This window comes from Desulfotruncus arcticus DSM 17038, from assembly GCF_900113335.1.
Classification (GTDB): Bacteria; Bacillota; Desulfotomaculia; order Desulfotomaculales; family Desulfallaceae; genus Desulfotruncus; species Desulfotruncus arcticus.
Genome location: NZ_FOOX01000001.1, coordinates 1 through 13,658 on the forward strand (window position 1 = coordinate 1; position 13,658 = coordinate 13,658).

Sequence of the window (13,658 nt, forward strand, 5' to 3'; positions counted from 1 at the left end):
GGCCTGTGACAGGATTAAGGACCGCTTTGGTGAAAAGGCGGTGGTAAGGGGCGTATCATTAACTGAAGGGAGTCTGCACAAAAATGAGCGATAAAAACAATGTCTTGTGGGAAAAACACCGGCTCTACCTGCCGGATATGCGCAATCGCGCTATCCACCGGTGCGGGCACTGCAAATTTTTTGTGGGCATCCGGGGCAAAACGGAAACCCGCAAAGGCTGCGTGGTTAAAATAAAGGCGTACGGCAACCTGGAGAAGCCCGTTCCGCCTGTGGTCCCGGTTATGGACATTATTAAGCGGGTCGGACTGGAGGGCTTGGATGAGTGTCTAAAGCACGGTGCCCCGGACGCTCAAAGCTGCGGTAGTTTTAAGTTAAAACAAACAAGATAGTAACAACTAGATCGCACCCCGTTGGTGGTAAGGGGTAACACGATTTTAAACTATCGACATCCAATAGCAAAATTAACTTTTAAGGGAAAAAGTCTTTACTATTTTCTGTAGCACTGGTTATAGGATATATGACTTAAACACCATAACTTCCCTGCTGACCTGTCCTTCCATAACTAATACAATGATAGCAGGGAGGGGTTTATATGCGTGCTATATGGAAAGGTTCAATCTCATTTGGCCTCGTGAATATTCCTGTAAGTGTATGCGGGGCTGTTGAAACAAAACAAGTTTCATTTAATCAGATTCACGAACCCTGTAAGTCCCGGATTAAATACCAGAAATATTGTCCTTGCTGCGATAAAGAGGTACCAGCTGAAGAAATAATAAAAGGTTATCAAACTTTTGACGGCATGATTACCGTTACCCAGGAAGATCTGACTTCAATACCACTGCCGTCTTTAAAGACCCTGGAGTTGGATGGTTTTATTAAAGAGAAAAAAGTAGATCCTATGTTCTACCAAAAGCCGTATTATTTGCTGCCAAATAAAAGTGACGAGGCATATTGGCTCCTTTACCATGCACTAAAGAAAAGTGGTAAAGTAGCGATTGCTAGATTTGCTGTCCATTCTCGTGAGCACTTGGCCCTGATCCGTCCGGCAAATAATGTGCTTACCTTGTGTACGTTGTATTACCCTGAGGAAATAAGGGAAGTTAAAGAGGTACCGATGAAGCCGGATGCCAAACACTTGGATATGGCCATTAACCTGATAGAGCAGCAAACAATAGATTTTAACCCGGAGAATTACAAGGATCGTTATCAAGAGGCACTCGTTGAGATGCTAAGCAAAAAGCAGCCTGAGATTGTAAAGCGGGATGAGCCACAGCAAGTAACTGATTTGATGGAGACGCTTAAGAAAAGTATTGAGAAGGCCAAAGAGAAGCAGAAGTCTGCTTAAGTAATTTTATATTTCCTTGTATATTCTTTTAAAAATCAAGTTTGAAATTGCTGGTTATATAACTGGCGTTTTTTATTCTATATGCTAATTAGAGATTAAAACGTTAGAGAAACAATAACATTTTGCGGCAAAGGACCGTTACAGAACCATTAATCTTTATTTTTCTGTAATGTCTGGTTTTCATGTATTAAATGAATAGTGGTATAAGCAACACAATATCATTTGTGTTGCTTAAACCGCCCAAAAGAGGTATAATATACCCACCTTATGCAACATAATTTATCGGTTTTATATGGTTTTGCAATGCAACACAATTTTTTGAGCAACTAATTGGGTGGTGAATTTATTTGGAAAAGTTAGAAGGCTTTGGCGTATATTTACAGAAGCAGGATAAAAGTCAAAATACAATAAATGGATACGTTCTGGATATGCGGCAGTACCTAAAATGGTTTATGGAATCCTTTGGTAAAGAATGTACCGGGCTATACCGTCAAAATGTTTTGGAGTATAAAAGCTTCCTACTAAATATACGAAATCAGAACGCAAAAACGATAAACCATAAACTCAGCAGCCTTTCAAAATATAACCAGTACCTTATCGCTGAAAATATCCAGCAAAATCTAGTAATAACCAAAGAAGATATAGTGAGTGTGCAGCTAGATTACGCATCACCAACAAAGGTAACAGAAAGTGATGTAAAGGAATTTATCCAGGGGATTTTGGAAACTAAAAATAAGAGGGACTATGCTATTGTGGTTCTTCTGGCCTATGCGGGCTTGCGTATATCCGAGGCCCTGGCGGTTAAGATTGCTGATCTTAATTTGAAAGCAAGGGAGCTGCTAATTAGGAATGGAAAAGGGGAAAAACAGAGGACGGTTATTTTAAATAGTAAAGTCATAAATGCCGTTAAGGAATATCTCAAAGAACGGAATAGTTATAAGTCTGCTGGTGATTCACCCTTTTTGTTTGTTAGCAAAAAGAGGGGGCAACTTGACCGGACAGTGGTTAACAGGATATTTAAAAAATACAATCAAGGGCATAACGAAATTACGCCTCACCAGTTGCGCCACTTTTTCTGTACCAATGCAATTGAGAAGGGCTTTTCTATCCATGAAGTTGCCAGTCAGGCTGGCCATTCTTCTGTAAATACTACTTTATTATATACAAATCCTGATAAACTGAAATTGAAGAAGAAAATGGAGTTGCTTTAAGAATTAACGATTAATCAGGATCAGTTGGCGATAAAAATAGGCGAGCTCCAAGTGCTTGCTTTGCGGGTAGAATAATTATTCCTGAAACCGAAAGAAAAAGGTTTTTACAATTTTATGTCGTATTTGCTTTATGTCGTATTTGCTAATGTAGGCAACGTAACGTATCATATAGGTTACGTTGCCTATTTCATTTTTAAATGAATCATTTTTTATTTCCCCAAAAATTTCTGTTCGTATTCACCAGGGTAAGTAACACGAATATAAAAAATGAGGGAGGGAATAAAATGAACGCCATAATCGAACAAAAGGTTCTTAATACTTTAGAAAGGATCAGCAACATGTCTAAACAAGTGCTGGTTTTTTTGCGAGGTTTTCCTTGTAGTGTTTACGAACGTTTGAAAAAACAGCGAATCCCTTGCCTTAGTAACCCAAAATGGATAAATGATAATGGGTATATCAATGTTATCATGTTGACTGAGCATAACAGACAGTTAATGAAAGCATTTCTTACAATAGACGATACCATACCACTTGTTTGGGGATATTACGAAGAATTCATTGCTTTGACAACATCTATTAACGAACTAAATAAGCAGTTTGATGGTGACATAGTTATTTTGGATAACAACCTTTTCGATAAGTACTACCCGCTGGATATTCCTACCTGTCTACTTAAGAAGTTAAAAACATTTTATAACAGCGACATCACTGATGTAGACAGTGATGTTGAAGCACTTTCCAACTTTTATAGTGATGTTGTCGAGTTCAGAGATGGCCTGTACGGTTTGGCTTTTATTAATCGTCACGATGAAGAAAGCATCCCTGTATATGGTTATCTTGAACCACAGGAGTACATAACATATAGCCCGCTTCGTGAGAACTGTATGTCTTACCCAACCCATGATGACGTACTTTTTCCGATTAAAGAAAACTTGCAGCAAGGTAGGGCTTTACCAGAAATGCAGATAGTCGTCGACGGAGAACGGGATACAAAAAAAATTGCGTTAATTATCAGTGCTCTCCAGATGATGGGGGTACCTTTTACTATTGCTAGAAACACGCGTTTTGTCAACCTGAATGATTATGAGAGGGACACCTATCTACCAATCCTGAAGAAATATTGGGGTGAAGATAATAGTTTCCGACTGCTGGATTTCTATAAGAACCCCGACAAGTCCAATGAACTGATAAAAATCTCCCAAGGCCATATTATCAGTGACATTGTTCAGCAAAGCATGCGAGCGGTCAAAAACCAAGGAGGTTTCAATGATATTGTCATTACGGCCCCGACAGGAGCAGGAAAGTCAGTACTGTTTCAGATACCTGCCATTTATATGGCACAAGAACATCAAGCGGTTACCCTTGTGATCACACCTTTAATCGCGTTAATGCGCGACCAAGTTGAACAACTCAATGCACGCGGTATTGATTTTGCGACATTTATCAATTCAGAAATTAGTTTTGAGGAGAAAAACCAACGTATCGAAGGCATCAAGAATGGCCATTATTCAATAGTATACCTATCGCCTGAACTTTTTTTAGTCAATGCATTAGAAAGCATGATTGGACCCCGTCGATTAAGGCTTCTTGTTGTAGACGAAGTGCATCTGGTTACAACATGGGGGCGTGACTTCCGTGCGGATTATTGGTATTTAGGTGGGTATATCGATAAGTTACGAAGCCAACGTCTTTCCAAAACCGAGACGGTGTTCCCAGTTCTTTGCCTAACCGCAACGGCTGTTTATGGTGGTAAAGAAGACATGGTGGAAGACACTATTCGTAGCTTAAGTCTAAGCAATCCCAAGCTCTACATCGGAAATGTGAAACGAAAAAATATTGGATTTGACATCAGATTCCACCAAAAGGTAGTCGGCGGGCACGATGATTTTAAACTATTGAAGACGCAGAATATCATTAACAGCTGTATTAAGCACCAGAAAAAGTGTATTGTTTATTGCCCGTATACATCCCAAGTTGAAGATGTTGTTGACAGCTTTGATGATGTGTCCAAGTCTAGAGTCGGTAAATATTACGGAGGTTTTGACAAGTATGAAAAGATAGATTCCCAGAACAATTTCAAGAATGGGCAATATTTCGTCATGGTATGTACAAAAGCGTTTGGCATGGGTGTGGATATTCCGAATATTGAACAGGTTTATCATTATGCACCAACGGGGAATTTGGCCGACTATGTTCAAGAAATTGGTCGCGCTGCTCGTGATCCTAAAATCAATGGTATTGCAGTCACTGATTTTACAATCAAAGATATGAAATATGTACGCATGTTATATGGCTTATCGGGAATGCGCCAGTATCAGCTAAGGGAAATGATACGCAAAATCTATGCAATATACCGAGAGAAAAAGCACCGACATCTATTGATTTCCCCAGAAGCTTTCTCATATCTTTTCAAGGAGAATGAACTTGAAAACAAAGTAAAAAGCGGAATGCTTCTTATAGCAAAAGATCTTGAGGAAATATACACTTTTCCTGTATTAAACGTACGTCCCAGAGGGTTGTTTACAAAGAATTATGTAAATGTACCATACGAGATTGAGGAGGAGTTTCTACAACGATTTGGTTGCTATATCCAGCGAGTTGATGATGACATGAAGCGCGTTATTCCATGCGCGAACAAGCATTGTTCGGATGTTGTGGTATACAACAGTGGAGCAGTATATGAAATGAATATGGCATCTTTATGGGAAGAACAGTTTAACAAGTTAACATTTGCTCAGTTTAAGAGAAAATTTTTTGATGGGGAACTGTTCCAGTTTGATAACGGGCAGAGGCCCACAGCGCGTGTCAATTTAATCATTAACTATGAAGAAAAATATGAAACTGTCTCTGAGAAGTTGGACGACTGTATGGAAAAGCTTATATCTATTTTCCAATATTTTAAATCACAAGCCAGAACATTTACGAGATTTGAATTCAGAGAACAGTTTAAGGAAATACTTGGTGAACAATATAAAAGCCAGGAGTTGCCCAAAATCATTCTGGGATTGTTCATCGCAGATATTTCACATAATGTTGGATTTAATTGCAATGCGGATCGAATGAAGTTCATACAAGCGCGTAAAGCACACAATAGCGATGAGATGGTATACCGAATCATGAATTCAAACTTCAATATGATCAAACGGCATTTCTCCCGTTTGTTGGAGCAATGTTTACCTAACAACGAAAGCGGACGGTTCGCAACATATATCCCGGTTGCCCATAATGATAAGCTGCCAGAACTCATTAATCTTGCGATATTCCTTGAGCTTTTGGGGTTGGCGACATATGAAATTATCGGGGGTAAAAATACTGAAATCTTCTTGCGTATCAACGATCCAAACAAATTGCGTCGAGCATTGCAAGGAAGTTACTCAAACAATATCCTGACAGATATTGAGCGAAAGCATGAGTATTCGCAAAAGATTCTTGTTGAATTTATGAAAAATAAATTTAGTGACGAAGAACGTTGGGATATAATTGAGGACTATTTTCTTGGTAGAGATGAGATTGTGAAATTCAGACTAGGAATACAGCAATGAAAGATGTTGGCTGCTTATTATAATGCTTATGATGTTATTGGAAGTTTTGGAGGTAATAAATGATTACTGATTAAATAGTGAAAATTGCCTGGTTTTAGAAGGGAGTTTCGAACAATAATTCAATTTCACATTATTCATATAACTAACAACGGTATGGAAGACTAACAATCGTGAAAAAATTAATTAAAGAAGGTATAGGAATGAGATTTAATATGTTGCAAAATTCAATGGATTCTCTAAGCGAAGCTATAGAGTATTATATTAATGGTAAAAAATATACAGATGAACGATGTTATAAATTTTGCATTTTTATGCTTTATCATAGTGCAGAACTTATACTAAAGGAAATACTTTATAGGGAACATAAAGTATTGATTTGCGAAAGAATAGAAGATTTTAAAAATAGTGGAGATATAAAAACAGTTGGATTAAAGGAATCACTCAAAAGGGTGCATAGAATTTGCCAAATAGACTTAGGCAGATACCATAATTATTTAATAGTTTTGGCTGATAATAGAAATAAAATTCAACATTACGAATTTAATATTGATGTGGAAACTCTAATTAAGGTTATTATATCTTCATTTTCGTCAATAGAATATTTAGTGCATAGCGTATTAAATACTCATTTTGACGACTTCGGTGATTTGATTACACAAGAACAGATTGAAGAATTACATAGTGATCAGGAAGCTTATATTAAACGAAAAAGGGATATTCGTGAGGATATAAAATCAAATAATTTACAGAAAGTATCATTCGAATGTTGGGAAGATAAATATATAGCCCTACCTTGCCCGAAATGCTCAGAAACTTTTTTGGTAAATGACGATTTGGTAATAAAATGTTTATTTTGTGGCAAACAATATGGTTCTATTGAAGATTTATATAATCATGACAAAAACTGCATTATTGCTGATTTCATGGAACGAGAATTAGAAAGAAGAGAAGCATTATTTGATGAATTGATTGAGTGTCCATGGTGCAATTATAGGACTGTAATATTTGATAAAGGCAACTTAAGATGGAAATGCGCTGCGTGTGGAAAAAGTTTTAGTAACGATGAAGTTAGAGATTATCATTACATGAAAGGAAGAGACGATTGGGAAGCTGAAGTTGCAGATATGATGGAAGACCCTCACTATAACCATCTTTGGGAGTAAACATTTAAATTAACTTCCCATATACTGTCAATGCGGCCACTAAACATAGATTTTGCTAGATGCCTCAATAATGAAAAGCAAAACCCAGGTTAACAAAATTAGTATTTATAACTCCGAAGCAGAATTTTTCTGAAGTTAAATATTTCTTACCATGTGCGGGAAACACCGGAAAGATGACAAAAATAGTACGACCCTCGAAAAGGTGGAATAAGCGAATTAGGTATCCGTGGTTAGCCTTAAGGCGACCTGCAATTGAGCCAACTCCTGAATGCTTGTATCCGTGTTAATTAATTCTTGATCCTAATTGAACTCGTATCGACCGTAAAGAACATCACAGGAACCACTGCGCCAGCAGTTTAGTGCTATCCATATTAGCCTAAGATCAGTTATCTGTTTAAATAACATACTGGCGCATATTGAGCTAAAGTAACTGATTCTGCCCCGCAAAGGCTTGTACGGGAGGTATTTTGTGTGTTTCGTAGCTTCAGATGGCTGGTCATTCTAGTCATCCTCCTGTCATGCGTCGGCTTCTATGTGTTATACTTCCATACATTTTATCCGGGCCGGCTGGGAGTGATAGCCGCCTGTGACTGTCAAGTAAAAATGAACAAATTTCGATAAATAATAATTAACACACAAGATATTCCATAAATGGAGTTTGGTATTTCCCTCTAACGGTAGGCTGATGCAGTGTCGCCTATGGACAACCTAATGGTTGACCACAGGGCTTGGATAACGCTCAACGCGTTCTCCACACTGACCACAGCCTCGGCTGCAATAAAACAAATAGTAATATCAAATGCAATATCATTACGGTTTTGTGGGTTCCTTTTCCCCTGGGTTAAATATGGTTTGCCTGTGTTTAAGCCGGTAACTGTCACCATCCAGAGCCAGCACTTCGCTTTTATGAAGAATACGATCAAGTATTGCTGTGGTGATAGCTGTGTCACCCAGGATTTCTCCCCATTCTTCCGGTCCCTTGTTGGAAGTGATGATGAGAGAAGTCTGTCCGTAAAACTTGTTAATCAACTGGAAAAACAAGTTTGCTTCATGGCGATCGATGGCCATGAACATTAAATCGTCTATAATGACCAGATCAGAGGTGGTTAACCGCTTTAGCCTGGCCCTGGAAGAGCGGGTAATTTCCTGGGTTTTAAGCAACCCCACCAGTTCATCCATGCCGGTAAAATGAACCTTGTAGCCACGCCTGACAGCTTCTACGCCCAGCCCGGTCGCCAGATGCGACTTTCCTACCCCCGGAGGGCCAAGCAGAACCAAATTGTAGGCCTGCTCCAGCCAGTGAAGCTCTTTTAACTGATTTAGCTGCTTCTGGCTTAATGATTTTTGCTCACTAATATCAAATGTCTCCAGTGTCTTGTACTCTGGAAATGCAGCCCATTTGAGCTGTTTTTCCAAGCGGCGCTTTTCTCTGGTGGTTACCTCGTGAGTTACCAGTTGATAGAGAAATTCTTGGTAGGTGAAATCATTATCCTGGGCTTTAATCAGTAGTTCATCTAATATGCCGGCTGCTGCCGGTATGTTTAACGCTGTCATATGCTGCTTTATGAGGGATAAACCGGGTTCCATTAAACCCCTCCCGTCGATGTAATTTTATAGTCATTCAGATCTCGTACTTTTGGTTTTATCTTTAATTTGTAACTGTTTGCCGGGTCAACAGTTTTAATCTCTGCTGGGGAGAACGATTCAGGTATAGAGATGGCTTTTTGCCTAAAGTAATCCACAGCATCGCCAAAATCGCTGGCGCTAAAAAGTTTGTTTTTAAGGCAATATTGTAAAGCTTTTTCAATTACTGCTTTCTCCGTATCCTGAATGGTGTTCTGAATGAGCTGCAGTTGGTCGCGTACGTATCGCGGCTTTGCAACATGGATACCGTTTAGGAAGGGCTGGAAATCAGGCAGGTCATGATATTCTTCTATTACCTTGTCAATCAGCTGCTGTATTTTACCGCTCTTATTGCGCCCATGATCATTGTTTTTCACGAGCTTTCCTTTATCTATACTTATACAATGGCGGGCGATAACCTCACCGGTTTGCGGGTTAATGATCTTTAGTGTACCAACTTCCGCCAGATCAAGGTAGACAAAGGTCTTTGGATCTTTATATGTGCCCAGGGGCACGCTATAGCGGTTTCCATTGTAAGGTACAGTGTTGTTCTTTCTCACTGAAACTGATATACTGCCGGTAACAAGTATTTCTTGTTGTTCGATTTTTTCTATTACCGGCGTTAGGTATTTGCGTTCCTCGTTAAATACCTCTGCCGGTATTTTCTTTGTGGTGTTGTGTATTTTACCGTTGCCGGTGCGATTAAGCCAGGACCGGCATTCTTCATTAAGTTTATCGATATGGTAAAAAATGCGGTTGCGTGAGAAGTTCTTTTTTACAAAGCCGACTACGTTTTCTATCCGTCCTTTGGTCTCTGGGTCTTGTTTTCGGCACATGTAAATTTTAAATTGGCGTTTTGTTAAGTATTTGGCAAATTCTTGGGTTAGTACTAGATCTCCGTGATTTTCACTGACCAGAATCAGGTGATCTTGGTCGTAGACAATCTCTTTAGGCATCCCCCCATAATATTCAAAAGCGTTTTCATGGGCCTGGATTACATCCCTTGTGGTAAAGGGGCGGGCCAGCCATTCTACATACTTATATCGGGAGTTGGAGAGGACAAAAGCTATAAACCATAATCTTATGGGTTGTCCTAGTGTATCCAATAGCTTTGTTTCCCCAAAATCAACCTGGGCCTGATAACCCATAGGCGGGTCCTCGACTGCTTCATATTGCCGTCTAGTTACGATTTTAGGTATGTCATACTCCTTTCTCAGATATCGAACATAATTTCTAACAGTTCCTTCGCAAAAGTTAGCATGGGAGTGTTTCTCCATAATCCAGTCCAGCACTTGGGCTGCAGACAAATCAGGATATGTCTTGAGCCAGTCAATTACCTCATGTTTATATGCATCTAGTTTCTTTTGGCGTGTTCTGCTATCCCGGTTTAGTTTTTCCACGTTTTCTGGTGTAGCGTCGAGGTAGGCATAGACTGTGTTTCGGCAAACACCCAACTTTCTAGCTATTTGGGAAACGTTTAACCCAATTTCTCTGAGTGACTGAATGTCGTAGTACATCTTCCACCTTTCATTACTGTGCATATTTTCCTCCAGCTATGATGTATTGCTTAAATAATTTCCAGCTCATCATAGCCTAAAAGGAGGATTCTGGTATATAGTGTTCATTCTTATTTGTTGAAATCTGTTGATTCTATTTTATCAGTCACACCGCCGCGAAGAGACTCACCCAAGAAGGAAGGGTTAATCAGGCAGCTTGAAAGTTGAAGGAGATTCTTTACGATTACTCGGGCAGCCGACTACTGCAAATCGGGCTCTTAGTCTGCACAGACATCCCACGTCTTAGTTATCAGGCGTCACAGTATATTAATACCTTGTAAAAAGAGAGGGCACTTTGACCGGACAGTGGTTAATAAGATATTCAAAAAGTATAAACAGGAGCGGAATTAACCTCACCAGTTGCGCCATTTTTTCTGTACAAATGCGATTGAGAAGGGCTTCTCTATCCATGAAGTTGCCAGTCAGGCTGGTCTTTCTTCTGTAAATACTACCGTATTATATACAAACCCTGATAAATTAAAATTAAAGAGGAAAATGGAGCTGCTGTAAGAATTAACATTTTGGGTGTTAAGAGATATAAAAGTAGAATAGAGCAATCTCCATCCCCAGGGTGCTTTGCTCTGGTCAGCAGATTGAACTATTCCTGAAACCCAAAAAGGATTTTACAATTTTATGTCGAATTTGCTAATGTAGGCAACGTAATACATCATATAGATTACGTTGCCTGTTTCATTTTCCAAAGGAAATCGCACCTAACGCAGAATTTAAAAAATTGATTTATTGACTAAAAAAACATAGGCAATATTTATTGGACTTGTGTTGGAATTAATATGATATTTGCAATTAAGGAAAAGGGAAGTGGTGGTTAAGTGTCTTCTTTAGATATATCATTAGTTACTACGGCAGCAGTTGTTCCGATATTATCTATGGGTATTGAAAAAATATTAAATAACATTACAGATTTAAATAAAGATGAGCTGGAAAAATTATATCAAGAAATAGTTAAGAAAACTTCTAATGAGCAAATATCAAAGGAACAACAGATTATTAAATTAATAGAGGCTTATAAGAGTGGTAAATTAGTATTAACTTTAGGGGCCGGAATAGCAAAAGAGCACGGATTACCTGACTGGAATACATTATTACAAGAACTATTTATTGATGCAATTATGTCTGAAACCAAAGAAACAAAAGAGAGGTCTTTAGTGTTATCCAAATTATTTACTGAATTTGGAATGTCTAACCCATTGTTATCAGCCAGGTATCTAAGATATCACTATCAAAATAATACTAAAGTAATTGATAATTTATCATTTGAGAAAGCAGTTAAACAAGTAATATATGATAAAATTAAGATAAATGTTAACTCTGAGTTATTTAAAGAGATTAGGCAATTATGTATAGCGGCTGGCAACAATCCTAATTTAAATAGTATTATTACTTACAATTATGATGATGTCCTTGAAAAATTTCTTTCTAGTTTGGAAATAGATATACCTTTTAAGTCCATTTATGGAAATGGCATAAATCCTTCCTATGGAGAGTTACCTATTTATCATGTGCATGGATTCTTGCCTCAGAATGGTGAATTAAGTAAAATAACTTTGAGTGAAGATATATACCATCAACAATACAACGACATATATAGTTGGAACAATATAGTTCAAATAAACAAATTTAGAGATAATATTTGTATTTTTATTGGCCTATCGTTTACTGATCCTAATTTAAGGAGAATCCTAGATATTGCAAGATTACAAAAGGGCCATTCTGACGATTATCACTATCTTGTTAAAAATCATTACAATGCTAATAAATTAAAGGAAAATATTGAAAAGTATTTAGAATTGAATCCAAGTATTTTAAATGAAAAACAAAAGGCAAACCTTAATTTGGATGAAACTGTAAATTACCTTGTTAATATCACTGAGAAATTTGAAGAAAAAGATGCTTTATCATTTGGAGTGCAAATAATCTGGGTAGATGACTATGCACAGATTCCAATAATACTTAGGCAAATAAGAAAAATGGATTTAAACAGCAAATGACACTATAAGTTTTTGTGATGATATCCCTTTAATGTAACACAATAGAATTGAGTTACATTGGCTAGAAAAAATAAACCATACCATTCGTGGTATAGATGCCAATCTTGAGAAAGAGAACATAGACAGACAGAAAAAATGAATATATTAGTTCTTAAGCTTTTGGTCAGCAAGGATTGCTTCTAAAGATTTTGAATTTAACACTCTGCTTGGGTTTTTTTCAATTGTTTCATTTATCTTTTCCCTTTGGGTTTCACTCATTTGAGAAACTAATTTATTTGTTTCCGTTATGCGATGATTTAAAAAATCCCCAAACCCTGGAACCTCACATGATTGAGGTATTTTAACAGTTCCCCTTTTGTAAATACGTGTTTTGCTCCACCCCTTTATATCATGGGGAAATATGTGACTTACTAATATTATCCCTGGCAGTTTTGAGTAAGCAAATACTACTTGTTTACTATTAGCCACAGTTGCATCTGTAGTACGTAATAAATACCAGTTTGTATGGTCAATTACTTCGGTACCAGGAGTGACTGATTCTATAGTGTCAAGGAAGAAAATGTGATTTTTGTATGGCCCCATATTTCTGCTATTATTTAGTAGGTAATCTTTCCAGACTGAAACTGCTTTTCCCAATTCTTTATCTAATTTCTGTGGGAGATTATTTTTCTGGTTTATTATCTCTAGAATAGCCACTCGCCAATTAATAGAGATAATAAACTTAAGAAGCCATTCATCATAATGGAAAAATTTTTGACCATTTTGGAACGGTATGAATATCTTTTCTGCAAACTGCTTTTCGAAACGGGAAAACAATAACTCACAATCATTACACAATAAGCGACACTTAAACAAATCCTGAGACCTTCTATTTGGAGTTGTTGCTTGGCGAAGATACCCCGTTGCAGAGGATTTCTTCAACCATCTTCCAGCAAAATCAGGAATAATATGGCTTTCCCTTAGTTCTTTTATTTGATTGCACAAAGCGCATTTACTAATTATAGCCATGTAATATATATCCTTCTTTTTATAAACTTTTAAATCTATAACTGGTTATTGATAATTGAAAAAAATAGGATGATACATGTCTATTTTTGATATTAGGTTTAGTTTGTTTAAATGTCAAGGGGATTCATGTTATAAGTTGCAACGCCAAAAAAATAAACGGCCCCTGGTCGCGGTCATAAACGACACAGGGGCTATATTATA

The 13,658-nt window shown here is 37.6% G+C and carries 10 protein-coding genes; 7 read left to right on the forward strand and 3 right to left on the reverse strand.

Annotated features, from left to right (window positions below; translation table 11 throughout):
- Window positions 1–83: 83 nt before the first annotated feature.
- From BM056_RS00005 to BM056_RS00025, 5 genes are all read left to right on the forward strand, one after another.
- Window positions 84–389 (forward strand): hypothetical protein, encoded by a 306-nt coding sequence (locus BM056_RS00005; protein WP_092467465.1) that lies wholly within the window; start codon window positions 84–86, stop codon window positions 387–389.
- 203 nt (window positions 390–592) lie between these two features.
- The gene (gene ku, locus BM056_RS00010) at window positions 593–1,345 is read left to right on the forward strand and encodes a non-homologous end joining protein Ku (protein WP_092467467.1); all 753 of its coding nucleotides are present in this window, start codon (window positions 593–595) and stop codon (window positions 1,343–1,345) included.
- A gap of 347 nt (window positions 1,346–1,692) precedes the next feature.
- A complete protein-coding gene (locus tag BM056_RS00015) occupies window positions 1,693–2,556 on the forward strand; it encodes a tyrosine-type recombinase/integrase (RefSeq protein ID WP_092467469.1) in 864 nt (287 codons plus the stop codon).
- 284 nt (window positions 2,557–2,840) lie between these two features.
- Entirely contained in the window at window positions 2,841–6,098 is a 3,258-nt protein-coding gene (locus BM056_RS00020; RefSeq protein WP_092467471.1) for a DEAD/DEAH box helicase, read from the forward strand.
- A 170-nt stretch (window positions 6,099–6,268) separates the two neighbouring features.
- A complete protein-coding gene (locus tag BM056_RS00025; RefSeq protein WP_131820695.1) occupies window positions 6,269–7,261 on the forward strand; it encodes a hypothetical protein in 993 nt (330 codons plus the stop codon).
- Between the two features lie 810 nt (window positions 7,262–8,071).
- On the opposite strand, the gene istB is transcribed toward BM056_RS00025, so the two are convergent.
- Complete coding sequence (gene istB, locus BM056_RS00030; protein WP_092467475.1) at window positions 8,072–8,848, reverse strand: IS21-like element helper ATPase IstB; 777 nt, start codon at window positions 8,846–8,848, stop codon at window positions 8,072–8,074.
- Window positions 8,848–10,425 carry an IS21 family transposase gene (gene istA, locus BM056_RS00035; RefSeq protein WP_207648106.1) on the reverse strand — a complete coding sequence of 526 codons (1,578 nt, stop codon included), beginning with the start codon at window positions 10,423–10,425 and terminating at the stop codon, window positions 8,848–8,850. The genes istB and istA overlap by 1 nt, the downstream gene beginning before the upstream one ends.
- A 375-nt stretch (window positions 10,426–10,800) precedes the next feature.
- Here istA and BM056_RS27095 point away from each other — a divergent pair, with 375 nt between their 5' ends.
- Window positions 10,801–10,950 (forward strand): site-specific integrase, encoded by a 150-nt coding sequence (locus BM056_RS27095; RefSeq protein WP_274377491.1) that lies wholly within the window; start codon window positions 10,801–10,803, stop codon window positions 10,948–10,950.
- Between the two features lie 320 nt (window positions 10,951–11,270).
- A complete protein-coding gene (locus tag BM056_RS00045) occupies window positions 11,271–12,449 on the forward strand; it encodes an SIR2 family protein (RefSeq protein WP_207648107.1) in 1,179 nt (392 codons plus the stop codon).
- A gap of 144 nt (window positions 12,450–12,593) precedes the next feature.
- On the opposite strand, the gene BM056_RS00050 is transcribed toward BM056_RS00045, so the two are convergent.
- Entirely contained in the window at window positions 12,594–13,457 is an 864-nt protein-coding gene (locus BM056_RS00050) for a hypothetical protein (RefSeq protein ID WP_092467477.1), read from the reverse strand.
- Window positions 13,458–13,658 lie beyond the last annotated feature (201 nt).

Coding starts and splice junctions, on each gene's coding strand:
- BM056_RS00050 (WP_092467477.1), bottom strand. CDS start 13,457: ATGGCTATAATTAGTAAATGCGCTTTGTGCAATCAAATAAAAGAACTA.
- istA (WP_207648106.1), bottom strand. CDS start 10,425: ATGCACAGTAATGAAAGGTGGAAGATGTACTACGACATTCAGTCACTC.
- BM056_RS00005 (WP_092467465.1), top strand. CDS start 84: ATGAGCGATAAAAACAATGTCTTGTGGGAAAAACACCGGCTCTACCTG.
- ku (WP_092467467.1), top strand. CDS start 593: ATGCGTGCTATATGGAAAGGTTCAATCTCATTTGGCCTCGTGAATATT.
- istB (WP_092467475.1), bottom strand. CDS start 8,848: ATGGAACCCGGTTTATCCCTCATAAAGCAGCATATGACAGCGTTAAAC.
- BM056_RS00020 (WP_092467471.1), top strand. CDS start 2,841: ATGAACGCCATAATCGAACAAAAGGTTCTTAATACTTTAGAAAGGATC.